The organism is Microbispora sp. NPDC088329, from assembly GCF_040685655.1.
Lineage (GTDB): Bacteria > Actinomycetota > Actinomycetes > Streptosporangiales > Streptosporangiaceae > Microbispora.
This window is the reverse complement of record NZ_JBFBIP010000029.1, coordinates 1-14,720: the sequence shown is the minus strand read 5'-3', so window position 1 is coordinate 14,720 and position 14,720 is coordinate 1. Positions and strand designations below refer to the sequence as shown.

Genomic DNA, 14,720 nt, shown 5'->3' with positions numbered 1-14,720 from the left:
CTGGAGATCGTCGCGGCCGGCGCCGCGCCCGGGGCGGGCGCGCGCGACGTCCGGCGCGCCGGAGAACGTCGAGCACCGCTCAACTGCGCGCGGGAAAAGGGATCAACGACGTTTGGAGAACAGGGAGAGGGGATCGATCCGGCCACCACGTATGGCACGGCGCGCGGCTCTGCGGGCGCCCGCACCGCCGGGCGGATTGAGCGACCTGTAGCCCACCCGGACCCGCTCCCACGCGTCGGCCCGCGATCCGGCGCCGGAGGAGTCGGGAAGGCCCGCGAGATACGTGTCGACCGCGTCGGCGGCCCAGGCGGAGTGACCCGTGGCGACGTTGTCGATGGTGTTGTGGATGTCGACGAACCGCGTGTTGAAGCCGTACTTTTGCAGGGCCAGCCGGGCTCTGCGGTAGCTGCCGCCCACCCCCGACAACTCCATGGCCAGGTTCAGCCCCAGCACCTCCGGCTGGAACGTACGGGGGAAGCGGCCGATGCAGAGCCAGTAGACGGGCAGTTCGAAGGAGGCGTCCCTGAAACCCGGCCAGCGCGCGAACTCCGGCGACGCGGTGGGCGGCAGGTCGATGTCCATCTCCTTGAGCACTTCACGGTAGATGAGCGGGTGGTTGAGCTTGGCGATGCCGTTGCCCAGCTCGTCCCAGTACGTCTGAAAGAGGGCGTGACCGATGTCCGACGACGCCAGCTCGTGGTCGGTGAACCCCTGGAGCCAGCTGCCGTCGATCAGCGTCAGCGGCGCCGTCTGCAGCGTGTCGTCGATGACGGCGTCCCGTGAGGGCAGCGGGACGTCGGCGTTCTCCTCGAACTCGGCCCCGTGGCGGTCGTGCTGGACCTGGAGCCAGGGCCGCAGCCCTTCGCGTCCCCAACTGCGCGGGAGCGGGATCGGCTCGTGGTCCATCCCGTACCGGGACCGCGCCAGCCAGCCGGTCACGTAGTCCAGGCTCCATCGACGCAACGCCGGGGTGTCGGTGCGGACCATCAGGAGGTGGTAGGCCTCCCGCAGATCGGCCGGCGCCCTGCCCTCGGTCCGGGGACCGGCGCCGAGCGTCCGTGCCACCGCCACCGGCGGCCGCGGTGCCGGGACGACGCGGGCGGCGGCCGTCTCCTGCTCCGCGCTCCCGGGAGAGCGCGGCGGAAGCGAGTCGATCCAGCGGCCGATGATCGTGAGGTCGTCCGGCGAGAACACCCGGAACATCGGACCGCGCTCGCTGACCAGCCCCTTGACGAGCGCGCTGGCCGCGGAACGCCCCGGCTTGACCAGCCTGCTGCGCGCCAGCGCCCCCAGCAGGCCCGAGGGATCCGTGCGGGACTCCTTCAGCCAGTCCGCCAGCGGCCTGCCCTCCAGCTGGAACTGGTGGTGATAGACCGAGCCCTCTCTCGCGCGCAGCCTCATCAGCTCGGCCATGTCGTACGCCGGGTCGAAGGCCGCCGTCAGCTCGGCGTACAAGGCGTCCGTCTGTTCGCGCAGGGCGGCGAGAGCCCAGGAGAAGCCGAGGCCGACGGCCGCCTCGGCCCGCGGCCCCTCCCGCGCGATCAGCTCCTCCACCACCGTGCGGCACTCCTCGGCGGGAGAGGGATCCTCGTCCCGCCGGGCCGCCGAGGGATCGATGACGGCCCAGTCCGCGGTCGCCGGCAGCGCCTGCCTGACCAGGGTGAGCGGCGGCGGCAGCCCCACGGTTCTCAGGCACAGGTCGGCGCCGAGCAGTTCACCCCGGAAGTCGTCGGGACGCCTGCTCATCACCAGCAGCAGGCCCGGCAGGGTGTAGGCGCCGTCGGGGATGCGGGGGTCGCCGGTGAGACGCGCGAGCGGTACGGCGTTCTCGGACAGGCGCAGCCTCCGGAGCAGGTGCAGATAGGCGTCGCCCCGGGAGGCGCCCGGGTGCCCGACCCCCGTGTCGGAGGCGTACAGCGCGAGGATGCGCAACACGAGCGCGTCGTCGGCGTTGCCCGGAGCGCTCAGCCACTGCAGCCACGCTCCGGACGCCAGGGACAGCGGCGCGCATCCGAGCACGGCCCTGCGGACCAGGACGCGGCGGTCGTCGTCGTCCGCCCGGTCGCCCAGGTCCCGGAACCTCCCACCCTCGGCGGCCGCCCAGTCGCCGGCCTGCCGTACGAGCTCGGCCGGCGGCGCCGGACGGCCGGAGACCCGGCGGTGCAGCTCCGCACGGACCTCTTCGACGAGTTCGCCTCCGGGAACGCGGGCCTCAGGATTGGCCGCGTAGGCGTACAGCCACCGGGCTGCCGAGCCGTCGTCCGGAGGTGCCGAGGTCGCCGGTGCGGCGCCGGCCGCGGTGCCAGTCGCGGTGTTGGTCGTCGCGTTGGCCGCCATCGTCTCCCTCGCCTTCGGAACCAGATCTGGATCGCATCGGAACGTTCCTTTCCGGTCCTCAGAACATGGGATAGATGGACGCGTCGTTCTTCCGCTTCGCGCGCTTCTTCCGCCCGAACACCCTGTCCACGATCTTGCGCAGGAAAGACATGCCGAATGACTCCTCGAAGGAAACGGAACCGCCGGTCGGATTGATCGGACGGAAGGTCAGGAGAGCCCGAGGGTCTCGGCCAGGAGGCCGGCGACCACGTCGTAGCCCTTGTCGGTGTAGTGCGCCCGGTCCACGAAGATCCAGTCGTTCCCGGTCATCGTGGCGGCGGCCACCGGGTTGAGGTCGTGGAACCGCACGTGCCTCTTCTCGCATCCGGCCTGGAGCGCCTCGGCGAAGCGCCGGGCCACGTCCGGCGTGGAGATGTCCCCGTAGAGCTCCTCCCACGTGCCGAGCTTGGAGATGCGGTCGATCTCCTCGAACAGGAGCTTCTCCTCGGGCGAGCAGGACTTGCCCATCCACAGGAACATGGGCTGCAGGACGTAGGAGATCCTGGTGTTCGGCCCGGCCAGGCGACGCCAGGTCTCGAGGTGGCGCAGCGTGAGCTCGGCCGCGGAGTCGATGACCTGCCCGATGTCGCGCCGCACGTCGTCGAAGGTGGCGACGCGGCTGGTCCGCGCCCGGTCGGATCGCCTGCCGAAGACCTTCGAGGTCTTCCGGTTGCGTTCCCGCAGCTCGTCCATCGCCGTGAAGTACTCCCCGCAGAACCAGAAGGCTCCGTGGTCGCCCTGCTGCCATTCGGGCAGCCTGCCGACGGTCAGATTGTTGAGCCCGCTGAAGATGACGATCTCGTCGATCTCCGGCAGCAGATGGCGGTAGAGCGTGAAGAGCAGCAGTTCCTGGGTCGAGTTGTAGCACCGGCCGGCGAAGTTGAGCCAGGGCCCGGACGGCGCGTAACGCCTCCACAGCAGGGACGCCAGGGTGTGCTCGTCGCCGGTCGCGCCGATCCCGAGCGCGGTGGAGCCGCCGGTGATCAGCCGGACCGGGCCCGGCGGCACGTGTCCCGCGACCGACGCCCGTTCGCCGTCCGGCCCCACCGACAGGCGAAACCCGGAGCGGTCGCTGTTGACCGTCGGCGACCGGAAGCCCTGCTGGTGGAAGTACATCAGATACGGCTGGTAGTTCATGTCTCCGTGATCGAAGAATCTGTCGTACTCCTGCATCTGCGGGGTCAGCGCTTCGCGGTGCAGTTTCACGGATCTCCTCGGTTCCTAGCGGGTCGTGACTGACTCAGGGCCGCTCGAACAGCGAGCCGCGGTGGACCTTGTGCTGGGCGGCCTGCGCCAGCGGACGGACGACGAGCCGGTCGACGTTGACGTGCGGCGGAAGCCCGACGACCAGGGCGACGCATTCGGCCACGTCCTCGGCGGTCAGCGGGCGGTCGACGCCGGCGTACACCGCGGCCGCCTTCTCCACGTCGCCGCGCACGCGGTTGAGCGCGAACTCGCCGGTCCGCACCATCCCGGGCGCCACCTCGATCACGCGGACCGGCTCGCCGTTCAGTTCCAGGCGCAGGGTCTCCACGAGCGCGTGTTCGGCGTGTTTGGCCGCGCTGTATCCGCCGCCGCCCTCGTAGTTGACGAACGCGGCGGTGGAGGTGATGGTCACGATCGTCCCGCCGCCGGCACGCAGCAGCGGCAGCAGCGCCTGCGTCACGTGCAACGTCCCCATGACGTTGACCTCGTACATGTGCCGCCAGTCGTCCAGGGACGCCGCGGCCACGTGGTCCGCGCCGAACGCGCCGCCCGCGTTGTTCACGAGTACGTCGCAGCCGGGCAATCCGGCCGCGAAACGCCGGACCGCGTCGTCGTCGGTGACGTCCAGCGCGTGTACCCGGGCGCCGGTCTCCTCCTGGAGGACCCGCAACCGGTCCGCGCGCCTGGCCACTCCCACGACGTCGAATCCGTCCTTCACCAGGCGGCGGACGGTCGCCGCGCCTATGCCACTGCTCGCGCCGGTCACCACAGCCGTGCCTGACACAGGCGACACCCCCTGAACACATGTGCTCCAACGACGAATTGACGAACCCTGCTTGCGAAGGGCTGGGCGGGCGTTCCCGCCGCCCGGAATCGGAACATGGGCATGATTCGCGCGCCGGCACACCGTTGACAGGATGTGCCGCGCCGACGGCAGGCGAAATCGCCCTGAAATGACGGGCCACACGCCACGCCATGAGCCGGCGAAAGAGCGCCGGCCATTTTTCATCGAACGATCGGGCTGTGAATCTTTTTACGGCAGTTCACTACCCGACGCGGACCTGGGCCTATTTTCTCACTCGTTCCCGAGTGCTCTCACGAAGTATGCTAATTCGTGTAAATAAATCAGTCAAACCTTGTTTCGCACACCCACCACCACCTCACCCATCACATTCTTCGTCGAATTCTCCGTCGAACACGACAGCACGTTCGGGACGCCCACGGGAAGACGCGCGAGTGCCACGGAATTGCCGCTCGGCTACGGCGGAGACGGTAAGCTGGTGGGGTCGACGCCCACGCGATCCGCCTTCCGGCGATCACCTCGGCAACGACCGTACGCTGCTTTCAAATTTCTCCGAAGGCCGTCCCGCCTCGATGAGGGACGACCCCTTCAAGCGCTTGGCGATCACCTCGCACGCCAGGCGCCCTTTGTATTAGACAGATCGCCTCACATGCAGTCAATACACCAGTCAATTTCGGTTCCATCCCGTGGGTGTATCGGAAGTAGAAAACTCGATCGTCCGGCCGCCGATGCACTTCCGGGGATCTGCCGACGAGTCCGAATATGATGCGCGAAGCTCGGGGCTTCGGTGACGATGCCCAGCCGGCCGGAAAAGGTCAGGTGCGACTCATCCGGCCGGGCGACGATGTCGAGCGCCCTCGCCCGGGCGCCACCTCCGCGCGCATCGGAATCCGCACACGCCGATGTGGAGTTCTAGTCTTCTAGAACTCTCACAGAGAGACGCCGCGCGGTCAACCCCCGCGCCCCGCTTTTCCCGCTTCCCGGCGGACTGTCACGTCTCGGGCTGTCACATCTCGCGGGCTGTCACATCTCCAGGTGCAGCAGCACGGCAGGGTCCGGGGCCGCACCCGGGGTCTGCCGCCGTGCGGTGTAGACGATGTGGGAGGCCCACATCACCGCGCGGTCCACCAGCACCGGCTTGTCCTCGACGTCGAAGGTGACACGGTCGCTCATCAGGGCGGCGCCACCCGCGGGCTGCCCCAGCAACTCCGCCTGTTCCTGCGTCAGCACGATCGGCTTGATGGACTCCTTCGCCGACCCGAGCACCAGTCCGCATCGGTCCTCGATGAGCCGATAGAGGGGCCTGCGCTCGAATTCCTCGTCCGCCAGCCGGCGGGCCAGCTCCGCGGGCAGGTAGGAGCGCTGCAGGATGACCGGGCGACCGGCTATCACCCGCAGGCGCTCGACGAGCACGATGTCGGCGCGCGGAGAGAGGCCGAGGTCCACCTGGACGGAGGCGGGAGCCTCCACGTGGTGCACGCCGAGGAGCCTCGTCTTGAGGTCGACGCCCCGCAGGGCGAGGTCCTCGGCCAGGCTGCGCAGGCTGTTCATCTCGTGAGGGATCACGTTCTCCGCGACGAACGTGCCGAGGCCGTGCCGCTGCTCGACACGGCCCTCGGAACTGAGCCGCTGCAGTGCCTGCCGTACCGTCATCAGGCTGACCCCGTAGTGCTGGCTGAGCTCGCGCTGCGACGGGAGAGGCTGCCCGGGCGCGAGCTCGCCGCGGTTCATCTGCGCGAGCAGGTCCCGGTAGATCGCCTGATATTTGGGCTCGCCTCCCTGCGTCCCCTGCAGAGGAGGGCGGGCGTTGTGCGGAGGGAACGACGGCATTCCGCTTCTCCCTGTTGATCGTTACCCGCGTCGGTCACGCTTCGTCTATGTGGTCTCCACTGTTCGTGCACCCGGCGGTGCGCGGACCGCTCCTCGCGCAGTCGGCATGGCCGGCCCACGAGGGGTGCATCAGCCTATCCGATCAGTTACACGACTATGGCTCGTTCGGGGAGCAACGTCCCGAAACCCGGCATCACCCCGTACGCGGGACCCGCTGACCGCCCCACGGTGCGGTCAGCGGTTGGGCCGCAGGGTCCAGGAGACCGTCATCTCGGAGACGATCACTCCTTCGGCGTTGCGGATCTCGACGCCGACCTCGAACTCGGGCCGCTCCCCCGCGTCCAGCCGGGTGACGACCGTCTCCCGCTCGGCACGCACCGCGGCGGCGGCCGTGACCTCTCCCTTCGCGAGCTTGAGATAGCGGATCCCCGCCTCGACGGCCAGCGGCACGGCCCGGGACAACTGGTCGCCGAAGGCCGACAGCATGGCCGCGCCCGAGGCGGTCTCGGCCAGAGTGAACAGGGCACCGGCGTGCGGGCCGCCCACGTGGTTGTGCAGATCCGCCCGGTCGGCCAGGCGGGCGACCGCCGTGCCGGAGCCGATCGAGTCGAACGTGATGCCGAGCAGCCGCGCGAACGGGACGCTGTCGAGCATGAAGGCGCCGATGTCCATGGCCGGGATGTTACCGGCTGGTATGGTCCGGGGCGATCCATCCTTTGATGTGAGCAGGTCGCGGCACGATACGTTGGGCCTGTGACGGAGTACCGCGACGACCTGCACCTCGCGCATCTGCTGGCGGACGCCGCCGACGACATCACGATGCGCCGTTTCAAGGCCGTGGACCTCAAGGTCGACACCAAGCCCGACCTCACCCCGGTCAGCGACGCCGACCGGGCCGTGGAGGAGGCGATCCGCGGCACGCTGCGCCGCGCCCGCCCCCGCGACGCCGTCGTGGGCGAGGAGTTCGGGATGACCGGCTACGGCATGCGCTCCTGGATCGTCGACCCGATCGACGGCACGAAGAACTACGTCCGCGGAGTCCCCGTGTGGGCCACGCTGATCGCGCTGATGGAGCACGGCAAGGTCGTCGTCGGCGTGGTCTCGGCCCCGGCGCTCGGCCGCCGCTGGTGGGCCGCCAAGGAAAGCGGCGCGTGGACCGGGCGCAGCATGAGCAAGGCCACGCGCTGCGAGGTCTCCTCGGTCGGCCGCCTCGACGACGCCTCCTTCTCCTTCTCCGACCTGGAGGAATGGGAGAAGGCCGGGCGGCTCGACCCGTTCCTCGACCTCACCCGGGAGTGCTGGCGCACCCGCGGCTACGGCGACTTCTGGTCGCACATGTTGGTCGCCGAGGGCTCGGCCGACATCTCCGCCGAGCCCGAACTGTCCCCCTGGGACATGGCCGCGCTGACGATCATCGTGGAGGAGGCCGGCGGTTCCTGCACAGCGCTCGACGGCACCCCGCCGCTCGACGGCGGCAACCTGGTGTGCACCAACGGCCTGCTCCACGACGAGGTCCTCAAGCGCCTGTCCCCCCGCTGAGCCCTACAACGCCAGCACGTCCGCGGCGGCCGTGCGGAGGCTGCCGCGGTACGCCTCGCCGAACAGGCAGACGTGCACGGCCAGCGGATGGAGCTGGTGCAGAGGCACGCGCTCACGCCAGCCGTCCGCGAGGGGCGCCGCCTCGCGGTAGGCGGCGAGGATCGTGTTGAGGTGCGGCGCCCCGAACAGCGCCAGCATCGCGAGATCGGTCTCCCTGTGGCCGCCGTGGGCGGCCGGGTCGACCAGCACGACCCCGTCCGCCGACCACAACAGGTTCCCGCTCCACAGGTCGCCGTGGGTCCGGCTCGGCGGCTCGGCCGGCCCGGCGATCTCCGCCACCCGTTCGCACGCATCCTCGACCAGTTCCGCATCGGCGGCCGACAGCGCGCCGCGGTCACGCGCGAGCCGTACGAACGGGAGCACCCGGCGGGACACGTAGAACGACGGCCAGTCCGGCGCGGGCTCGTTGCCCATCGGAAGCTCGGCGATGTAACCGGGCCACGGGGCGCCGAAACCCGGGGCCCCGGCGGCGTGCAGCGCCGCGAGCGCCCGGCCGAACCGTTCGGCGGCATCGGCCGTCGCGGGGACGGTGTCGATCCACTCCAGCACCAGCGTGCCGCCGTCCGCGGCGACCACCTCGGGGACGGTCACCGCTCCAGGCTCGGCCAGCCAGCGCAGCCCCGCCGCCTCACTCTCCAACACGGCCGACGCGGCCCCGCACTTTTTGACGAAGACCCTGCGGCCATCGCCGAGCACGCCCTCATGCAGCGTCCAGGCGTGTCCGCCGCCGAGGTCCCTAGTGATCCTCAAGGTACTTCGCCACCCCCTCGCAGGCGGCCTCGACCATGCGCAGCACCTCGACGAACCCCTCGCGTCCTCCGTAGTAGGGATCGGGCACCTCGGCGCCCTCGGGGGCCGCCGGGTCGAACGACCGCAGCAGCCGCACGTCGGCGTCCGGCGGGGCGATGGCGCGTACGGCGCGCAGGTTGTCGCGGTCCATCACGAGGATGAGGTCGCGCTCGGCGAACCACGCCCGGTCGAACTGGCGCGCCCGGTGGGACGAGCCGTCGTAGCCGTGGTCGGCCAGGGTGGCCAGGGCCCGCTCGTCCATCGGCTCCCCCGCGTGCCAGCCTCCGGTGCCGGCGCTGTCCACCTCGGCGTCGAGCCCGCGTTCGGCCAGCGTACGGCGCAGCACGACCTCGGCCATCGGCGAGCGGCAGATGTTCCCCATGCAGACCAGACATACACGCTTCATGAACTCAATCCTCTCCCATAACGCCCGTGACCTGGCCGTTATCTCTTCTGGGGTCGCACAAGAGCGACTGGGGGCGTTCATTACCCGTTCACCTTTACCAGGGCTTTGCGTCACCTTGGCTCCTTACCGTCCCTGCTGTTGAGAAGACATGGGGAGGAACAACCGTGAAGTATGCAGGCCGGCTCGCCGCCGCCACCATCGCCGGCGTGCTCTCGCTCGCCGCATGCGGGACCGATGACAACACGAGCACCGCGGGGGGCACCTCCAGCGCCGCCGCTCCCGTGCAGGGCGACGACACCGTGAAGGGCACCATCAACGCCGCCGGCTCCTCGGCCCAGGCGAACGCCATCGCGGAGTGGAAGAAGAACTTCCAGTCGTCGAACCCCGGCGTCAGCATCAACTACAACCCGAGCGGCTCCGGCGCCGGCGTGCAGGCGTTCATCCAGGGCACGGTGGCCTTCGCCGGCTCCGACTCGGCGCTGAACGACGAGAAGGGCGAGCCCGCCCAGGCCGACGCCCGTTGCAAGACCGGCAAGGCGATCAACCTGCCGATGGTGACCGGCCCGGTGGCCGTCGTCTACAACCTGCCTGGCGTGGACGGCCTCCAGCTGTCGCCGAAGACCATCGCCGGCATCTTCAACAGCAAGATCACCAAGTGGGACGACCCGGCCATCAAGGCGGACAACCCCGACGCGAAGCTTCCCTCGACCGCCATCCAGGCGTTCCACCGCTCGGACGAGTCGGGCACCAGCGACAACTTCACCAAGTTCCTGAAGGCCACAGCGGACGCCGACTGGCCGTACGAGCCGGCCAAGGCGTGGCCCGCCGAGGCCCAGGGCCAGGGCGCCAAGGGCTCGGACGGCATCGCCTCCAGCATCAAGAGCACCGAGGGCGCGGTCAGCTACGTGGAGCTCTCCTTCGCCGAGAACTCCCAGCTGCAGAAGGCCAAGGTCGCCAACGGCGCCGGCGAGTACGTCGAGCTCACGCCGGAGAGCGCGGGCAAGACCGTCGAGGCCGCGGAGATCGCGGGCACCGGCAACGACCTCAAGCTGAAGATCGACTACGCCACCAAGGCCGCGGGCGCCTACCCGATCGTGCTGGTGACGTACGAGATCACCTGTGAGAAGGGCCTGGCGGCCGAGGACGCGAAGCTGGTCAAGTCGTTCCTGGGCTACACCGCCAGCGACGAGGGCCAGCAGGCGCTGACCAGCCTCGGCTACGCTCCGCTGCCGTCGAGCCTGCTCACGAAGGTCCGCGGCGCGGTCGAGGCGATCGCCTAACCAGATGGCGACGTCAACCAGAACCAGGGAGAGCGGGCCGGCCATGCGCCGGTCCGCCTTCCGGCGCAGCCGCGGCGACGGCCCGTTCCGCTTCGCCTCGACCGGGGCCGGGGTCGTCCTTCTGGCGATCATGGCGGCCATCGGGGTGTTCCTGGTCGTCAAGGCCGTCCCCGCCCTCCAGGCGAACACCTCCCACTTCGCCACCGAGCCGACCTGGCAGCCGAACGCCACCGAGCCCGTCTTCGGCATCGGGGCGCTCGCCTTCGGCACCGTGCTGAGCTCGCTGCTCGCGCTGGTCATCGCCACCCCGGTGGCGGTCGGGGTCGCGCTGTTCATCTCGCACTACGCGCCCCGGCGGCTCGCCTCCGTCCTGGGCTACGTGGTGGACCTCCTCGCGGCGGTCCCCAGCGTGGTGTACGGCCTGTGGGGCGTCACCTTCCTCGTGCCGTTCATGCTCGGCCCGTCGAAGTTCCTCAACGACTACCTCGGCTGGATCCCGCTGTTCGGCGGGGACACCGTGGTCGGCAAGAGCATGCTCACCGCGTCGCTCGTGCTCGCGATCATGATCCTGCCGATCATCGCCGCGATCTCCCGCGAAGTCTTCCTGCAGGCCCCCAAGATGCAGGAAGAGGCCGCGCTCGCACTCGGCGCGACGCGCTGGGAGATGATCAGGATGTCGGTCCTGCCGTTCGGCCGGCCCGGCGTCATCAGCGCCGCCATGCTCGGCCTCGGCCGCGCGATGGGCGAGACGATCGCGGTCGCGCTGATCTTCCCGGCGACGTTCACGATCTCGTTCCGGATCCTCGGCCCGTACGGCAACAGCATCGCCGCCAACATCGCCAACGGCTTCGGCGAGGCGACCGAGGTGGGCCGCGGCGCGCTGATCGCCTCGGGTCTCGTCCTGTTCCTCATCACCCTGCTGGTGAACATGGCCGCCCGTTTCGTCATCGCCCGCCGCAAGGAGTACGCGAGGGCCGCAGCGTGACCGCACAGACCGAAATCCGGATACGGACCGGAATCCAGCCCATCTCCGCGGCCCGGCGGGCCAAGGACCGCATCGTCCAGGTGCTCGTCTACCTGGCGTTCGCGCTCGCGGTCATCCCGCTGCTTTCGGTGCTGTGGCTCGTCGTCAAGAACGGCATCGGCCGTTTCGACATGGAGTTCCTCACCCACTCGATGCGCAACATCGGGGCGCGTGACGCCGGCGGCGGCGCCTACCACGCCATCATCGGCACGCTCGAACAGGTCCTGCTCGCGTCGCTCATCGCGGTCCCGATCGGCCTGCTCACCGCCGTCTACCTCGTCGAGTACGGCGAGGGCGGGCGGCTGTCGCGCACGATCAGCTTCTTCGTGGACGTCATGACCGGCGTCCCTTCCGTCGTTTCCGGGCTGTTCGTCCTGGCCTTCTGGATCCTCGTGCTCGGCATGCCGTTCTCCGGCTTCGCCGGCGCGCTCGCCCTGTCGATCCTGATGATGCCGGTCGTGGTCAGGTCCGCCGAGGAGATGCTCCGCCTGGTCCCCCGCGAGCTGCGTGAGGCGTCGTACGCACTGGGTGTGCCCAAGTGGCGCACGATCGTCAAGGTCGTGCTGCCCACGGCGTTCACCGGCATCGTGACCGGCGTCATGCTGGCCGTCGCCCGCGTCGCCGGCGAGACCGCGCCGCTGCTGCTGACCGTCTTCATCACCGACTCCATCAACAACGACCCGTTCAACGGGCCCCAGATGGGGCTTCCGTTGTACGTCTTCGATCAGGCCGGCCGTCCCACGGACACCGCGATCGACCGGGCCTGGACGGGCGCGCTCACGCTGATCCTGATCGTCATGCTGCTCAACCTGGTCGCACGCCTCATCACCTGGTGGCGTTCGCCCGCGAGGAGGAGGTAAGAAATGGCCAAGCAGATCGAAGTCGCGGGACTCGACGCCTACTACGGCTCGCACAAGGCGATCGAGGGCATCTCGATGACGATCGAGCCGCGGTCGGTCACGGCCTTCATCGGCCCCTCGGGCTGCGGGAAGTCCACGTTCCTGCGGACCCTCAACCGGATGCACGAGGTCATTCCCGGCGCCCGCGTCGAGGGCAAGGTCCGCCTCGAGGAGCAGGACCTGTACGGCGCCGACGTCGACCCCGTGTCGGTCCGGCGGACCATCGGCATGGTGTTCCAGCGGCCGAACCCCTTCCCCACGATGTCCATCTTCGACAACGTGGCGGCCGGCCTGCGGCTCAACGGCCGTCACTCCCGGTCGGAGCTGGAGGGCGTCGTCGAGGAGTCGCTCAAGGGCGCCAACCTCTGGAACGAGGTCAAGGACCGGCTGAACAAGCCCGGCGCGGGCCTGTCCGGCGGCCAGCAGCAGCGCCTGTGCATCGCCCGCGCGATCGCGGTACGCCCGCAGGTGCTGCTCATGGACGAGCCGTGCTCGGCCCTCGACCCCATCTCGACGCTGGCGATCGAGGACCTGATCTCCCAGCTCAAGCAGGACTACACGATCGTGATCGTGACCCACAACATGCAGCAGGCCGCCCGGGTCAGCGACAAGACCGCGTTCTTCAACCTGGCCGCGCAGGGGCAGCCCGGCAAGCTGGTCGAGATGGACGAGACCTCGAAGATCTTCACGAATCCGGCCGAGAAGGCGACCGAGGACTACATCACGGGCCGCTTCGGCTGACGACCGCCTTTTCGGCCGACCACCGCATCCGGCTGACAGCATTGGAGGGACCCGGGTGACGGCACCCGCAGTGGAGGGGGACACGCGGACGGCGCCCATGCTCCTGGTGGCCGATCCGGACGCGGGACTCGTGCGGCAGCTCTCGGCCGCCATGCAGGCCGAGGGCGTCGACGTGACCGGCGTTTCCGACGGCGCCCAGGCGCTGCTGCAGGCCGGGGCGCTCCGGCCCGACGCCGTGCTGATCTGCGCCTGCCTCCCCATCGTCGGCCCCGTCGACTTCGTCCGCGCCGTACGGCTCATGCGGTCCGTGCCCGTCCTGCTCGGCGTCGACCTCGGGGGCGATGCCGGGCAGGCGTTTCAGGCCTTGGAGGCGGGCGCGACGGCCTGCGTGGCCAGGCCATACCGCGTGCCCGAGCTGCTCCCCCTCGTCCAGGCCGCCTTCCGGCGCCAGGACGGCCAGCGGAGCGTGCTGACGATCGGCGACGTGGAACTCGATGTGACGGCGTACCAGGTGAAGGTCGGCGGGCGCGTCGTGCACCTGCCATTGCGCGAGTTCGAGCTGCTGCACTACCTGATGCGCAACGCCGACAGAACGGTCACCCGCGAACAGATCATGCGCAACGTCTGGCACTCCACCGACGGCATGTCGACCAACACCATCGCCGTCCACGTGAAGCGCCTGCGCGCCCGGCTGGGCGACGTGGAGGACGCGATGATCCAGACCGTGCGGGGAGTCGGCTACCGGCTGGTCAGCGGGTGAGACCGTCCTCGTTCCGGGAGAAGACCCGGGCGAGGTGGGCCAGGCCGGCATCCGCGTAGGACCGGGCGTTCGTGTGCAGGCCGTATGCCACGTCCTCCAGCAGCGCGCACCGCGCGTAGAAGACGACCCGCTCGTGGCCGGCGTCGTCGAGGCGCCCCTGGTAATGCGCCAGCGTCCGCTCGAAGACCTCGGAACCGAGATCCCGGTAGACCAGTGCGAGGTCGTAGGCGGGATCGGCGATGGCCGCGTCCGTCCAGTCGATGATCCCCGTCACGGTGCTCGTTTCGGCGTCCGCCAGCACGTGCTCACTGCCCAGGTCGTTGTGACAGAACGTCAGCACACCGGGCTCCGCGGGGGCCGCGGTGCCGAGAAACCCCTCGACCAGCCGCCGCGCGGCCGTCGGCACGTGGGTCGCGATCTGCCGGTAGTGGCCTTCGGCCTCCTCCAGCAGATCGCTCAGCGGGAAGGCGTCGTGCGGCACGAAGGCGTGCATGCGCTCCACCGGCGCCGTGTGGAGCCGGCTGAGGAAACCGCCCAGAGGAGCCGCCAGGCGCACGGGGTCCCTGACCGGGTGAAGGTTCAGCGGACGGCCCGGCAACTTGCCGTACGCGAGGAGCCCCGCCTCCTCGTCCACGAAGACCGTCCGCGGCACCGGCAACGGGGACAACTCGCTCACGGCGGCGAGCAACGCCGCCTCTCGCCGCACAACTTCCCCGCGCAGCACCGAATCGTCGACCTTGCTCTGTCGTACGACCAACTCACCGTTGACCTCGTACGCCGCGTTGTCCTGTCCCTCGCCCAGCGGTACGACGCTGCCGACCGCGTAGCCGGGCAGGTGGCGGGCCAGCGCACGGATGAGTCGCTCGGTCACTCCCGTAACCCTAGCCACCGATCAGGCCGATTGGGTGGGGACAAAAAAGAAGGGCCATCCCACACGGGATGGCCCTTCCAAAAAATTGTCCGGCGGCGTCCTACTCTCCCACACCGTCCCCGGTGCAGTACCATCGG

At 69.6% G+C, this 14,720-nt stretch carries 14 protein-coding genes; 6 read left to right on the top strand and 8 right to left on the bottom strand.

What is annotated here, in order from left to right:
• Positions 1 to 102: 102 nt before the first annotated feature.
• The 5 genes from AB0O28_RS35675 to AB0O28_RS35655 all read right to left on the bottom strand — a co-directional run bounded on the left by AB0O28_RS35675 (position 103) and on the right by AB0O28_RS35655 (position 6,886).
• Positions 103 to 2,337 (bottom strand): iron-containing redox enzyme family protein, encoded by a 2,235-nt coding sequence (locus tag AB0O28_RS35675; protein ID WP_363647003.1) that lies wholly within the window; start codon positions 2,335 to 2,337, stop codon positions 103 to 105.
• A gap of 207 nt (positions 2,338 to 2,544) precedes the next feature.
• Positions 2,545 to 3,582 (bottom strand): hypothetical protein, encoded by a 1,038-nt coding sequence (locus tag AB0O28_RS35670; protein WP_363647002.1) that lies wholly within the window; start codon positions 3,580 to 3,582, stop codon positions 2,545 to 2,547.
• Between the two features lie 34 nt (positions 3,583 to 3,616).
• Positions 3,617 to 4,366: an SDR family NAD(P)-dependent oxidoreductase gene (locus tag AB0O28_RS35665; protein WP_363647001.1), complete on the bottom strand. Its 750-nt coding sequence runs from the start codon at positions 4,364 to 4,366 to the stop codon at positions 3,617 to 3,619.
• A gap of 1,041 nt (positions 4,367 to 5,407) precedes the next feature.
• Positions 5,408 to 6,214 (bottom strand): GntR family transcriptional regulator, encoded by an 807-nt coding sequence (locus tag AB0O28_RS35660; protein ID WP_363647000.1) that lies wholly within the window; start codon positions 6,212 to 6,214, stop codon positions 5,408 to 5,410.
• 234 nt (positions 6,215 to 6,448) lie between these two features.
• On the bottom strand, positions 6,449 to 6,886 hold the full coding sequence (locus AB0O28_RS35655) for a DUF4442 domain-containing protein (protein WP_363646999.1): 438 nt from the start codon (positions 6,884 to 6,886) through the stop codon (positions 6,449 to 6,451).
• Between the two features lie 81 nt (positions 6,887 to 6,967).
• On the opposite strand from AB0O28_RS35655, the gene hisN reads away from it, so the two are divergent.
• Positions 6,968 to 7,753, top strand: a complete 786-nt coding sequence (gene hisN, locus AB0O28_RS35650) for a histidinol-phosphatase (RefSeq protein WP_363646998.1) — start codon at positions 6,968 to 6,970, stop codon at positions 7,751 to 7,753.
• Between the two features lie 3 nt (positions 7,754 to 7,756).
• Here the strand turns inward: hisN and AB0O28_RS35645 are convergent, their stop codons facing one another.
• Together AB0O28_RS35645 and AB0O28_RS35640 are read right to left on the bottom strand one after the other, a co-directional pair.
• Complete coding sequence (locus AB0O28_RS35645) at positions 7,757 to 8,563, bottom strand: fructosamine kinase family protein (RefSeq protein WP_363646997.1); 807 nt, start codon at positions 8,561 to 8,563, stop codon at positions 7,757 to 7,759.
• Positions 8,550 to 9,008, bottom strand: coding sequence for a low molecular weight protein-tyrosine-phosphatase (locus tag AB0O28_RS35640; RefSeq protein WP_363646996.1), 459 nt, complete (start codon positions 9,006 to 9,008; stop codon positions 8,550 to 8,552). Before AB0O28_RS35640 ends, AB0O28_RS35645 begins: the two co-directional genes overlap by 14 nt.
• Before the next feature lie 164 nt (positions 9,009 to 9,172).
• Between AB0O28_RS35640 and pstS the strand changes: the two genes are divergently transcribed.
• Genes pstS through AB0O28_RS35615 form a run of 5 tightly spaced genes read left to right on the top strand, consistent with a single transcriptional unit; the run spans position 9,173 to position 13,712 of the window.
• Entirely contained in the window at positions 9,173 to 10,288 is a 1,116-nt protein-coding gene (pstS, locus tag AB0O28_RS35635; RefSeq protein ID WP_363646995.1) for a phosphate ABC transporter substrate-binding protein PstS, read from the top strand.
• Positions 10,289 to 10,292: 4 nt separating this feature from the next.
• Positions 10,293 to 11,273, top strand: coding sequence for a phosphate ABC transporter permease subunit PstC (gene pstC, locus AB0O28_RS35630; protein WP_363646994.1), 981 nt, complete (start codon positions 10,293 to 10,295; stop codon positions 11,271 to 11,273).
• A complete protein-coding gene (gene pstA / locus AB0O28_RS35625; RefSeq protein WP_363646993.1) occupies positions 11,270 to 12,172 on the top strand; it encodes a phosphate ABC transporter permease PstA in 903 nt (300 codons plus the stop codon). Before pstC ends, pstA begins: the two co-directional genes overlap by 4 nt.
• A 3-nt stretch (positions 12,173 to 12,175) precedes the next feature.
• Positions 12,176 to 12,952 carry a phosphate ABC transporter ATP-binding protein PstB gene (gene pstB / locus AB0O28_RS35620; protein ID WP_363646992.1) on the top strand — a complete coding sequence of 259 codons (777 nt, stop codon included), beginning with the start codon at positions 12,176 to 12,178 and terminating at the stop codon, positions 12,950 to 12,952.
• Positions 12,953 to 13,007: 55 nt separating this feature from the next.
• On the top strand, positions 13,008 to 13,712 hold the full coding sequence (locus AB0O28_RS35615) for a response regulator transcription factor (protein WP_363646991.1): 705 nt from the start codon (positions 13,008 to 13,010) through the stop codon (positions 13,710 to 13,712).
• Here AB0O28_RS35615 and AB0O28_RS35610 read toward each other — a convergent pair.
• Complete coding sequence (locus tag AB0O28_RS35610; protein WP_363646990.1) at positions 13,702 to 14,583, bottom strand: aminoglycoside phosphotransferase family protein; 882 nt, start codon at positions 14,581 to 14,583, stop codon at positions 13,702 to 13,704. The two genes, AB0O28_RS35615 and AB0O28_RS35610, sit on opposite strands and share 11 nt — an antisense overlap.
• Positions 14,584 to 14,720: the final 137 nt, after the last annotated feature.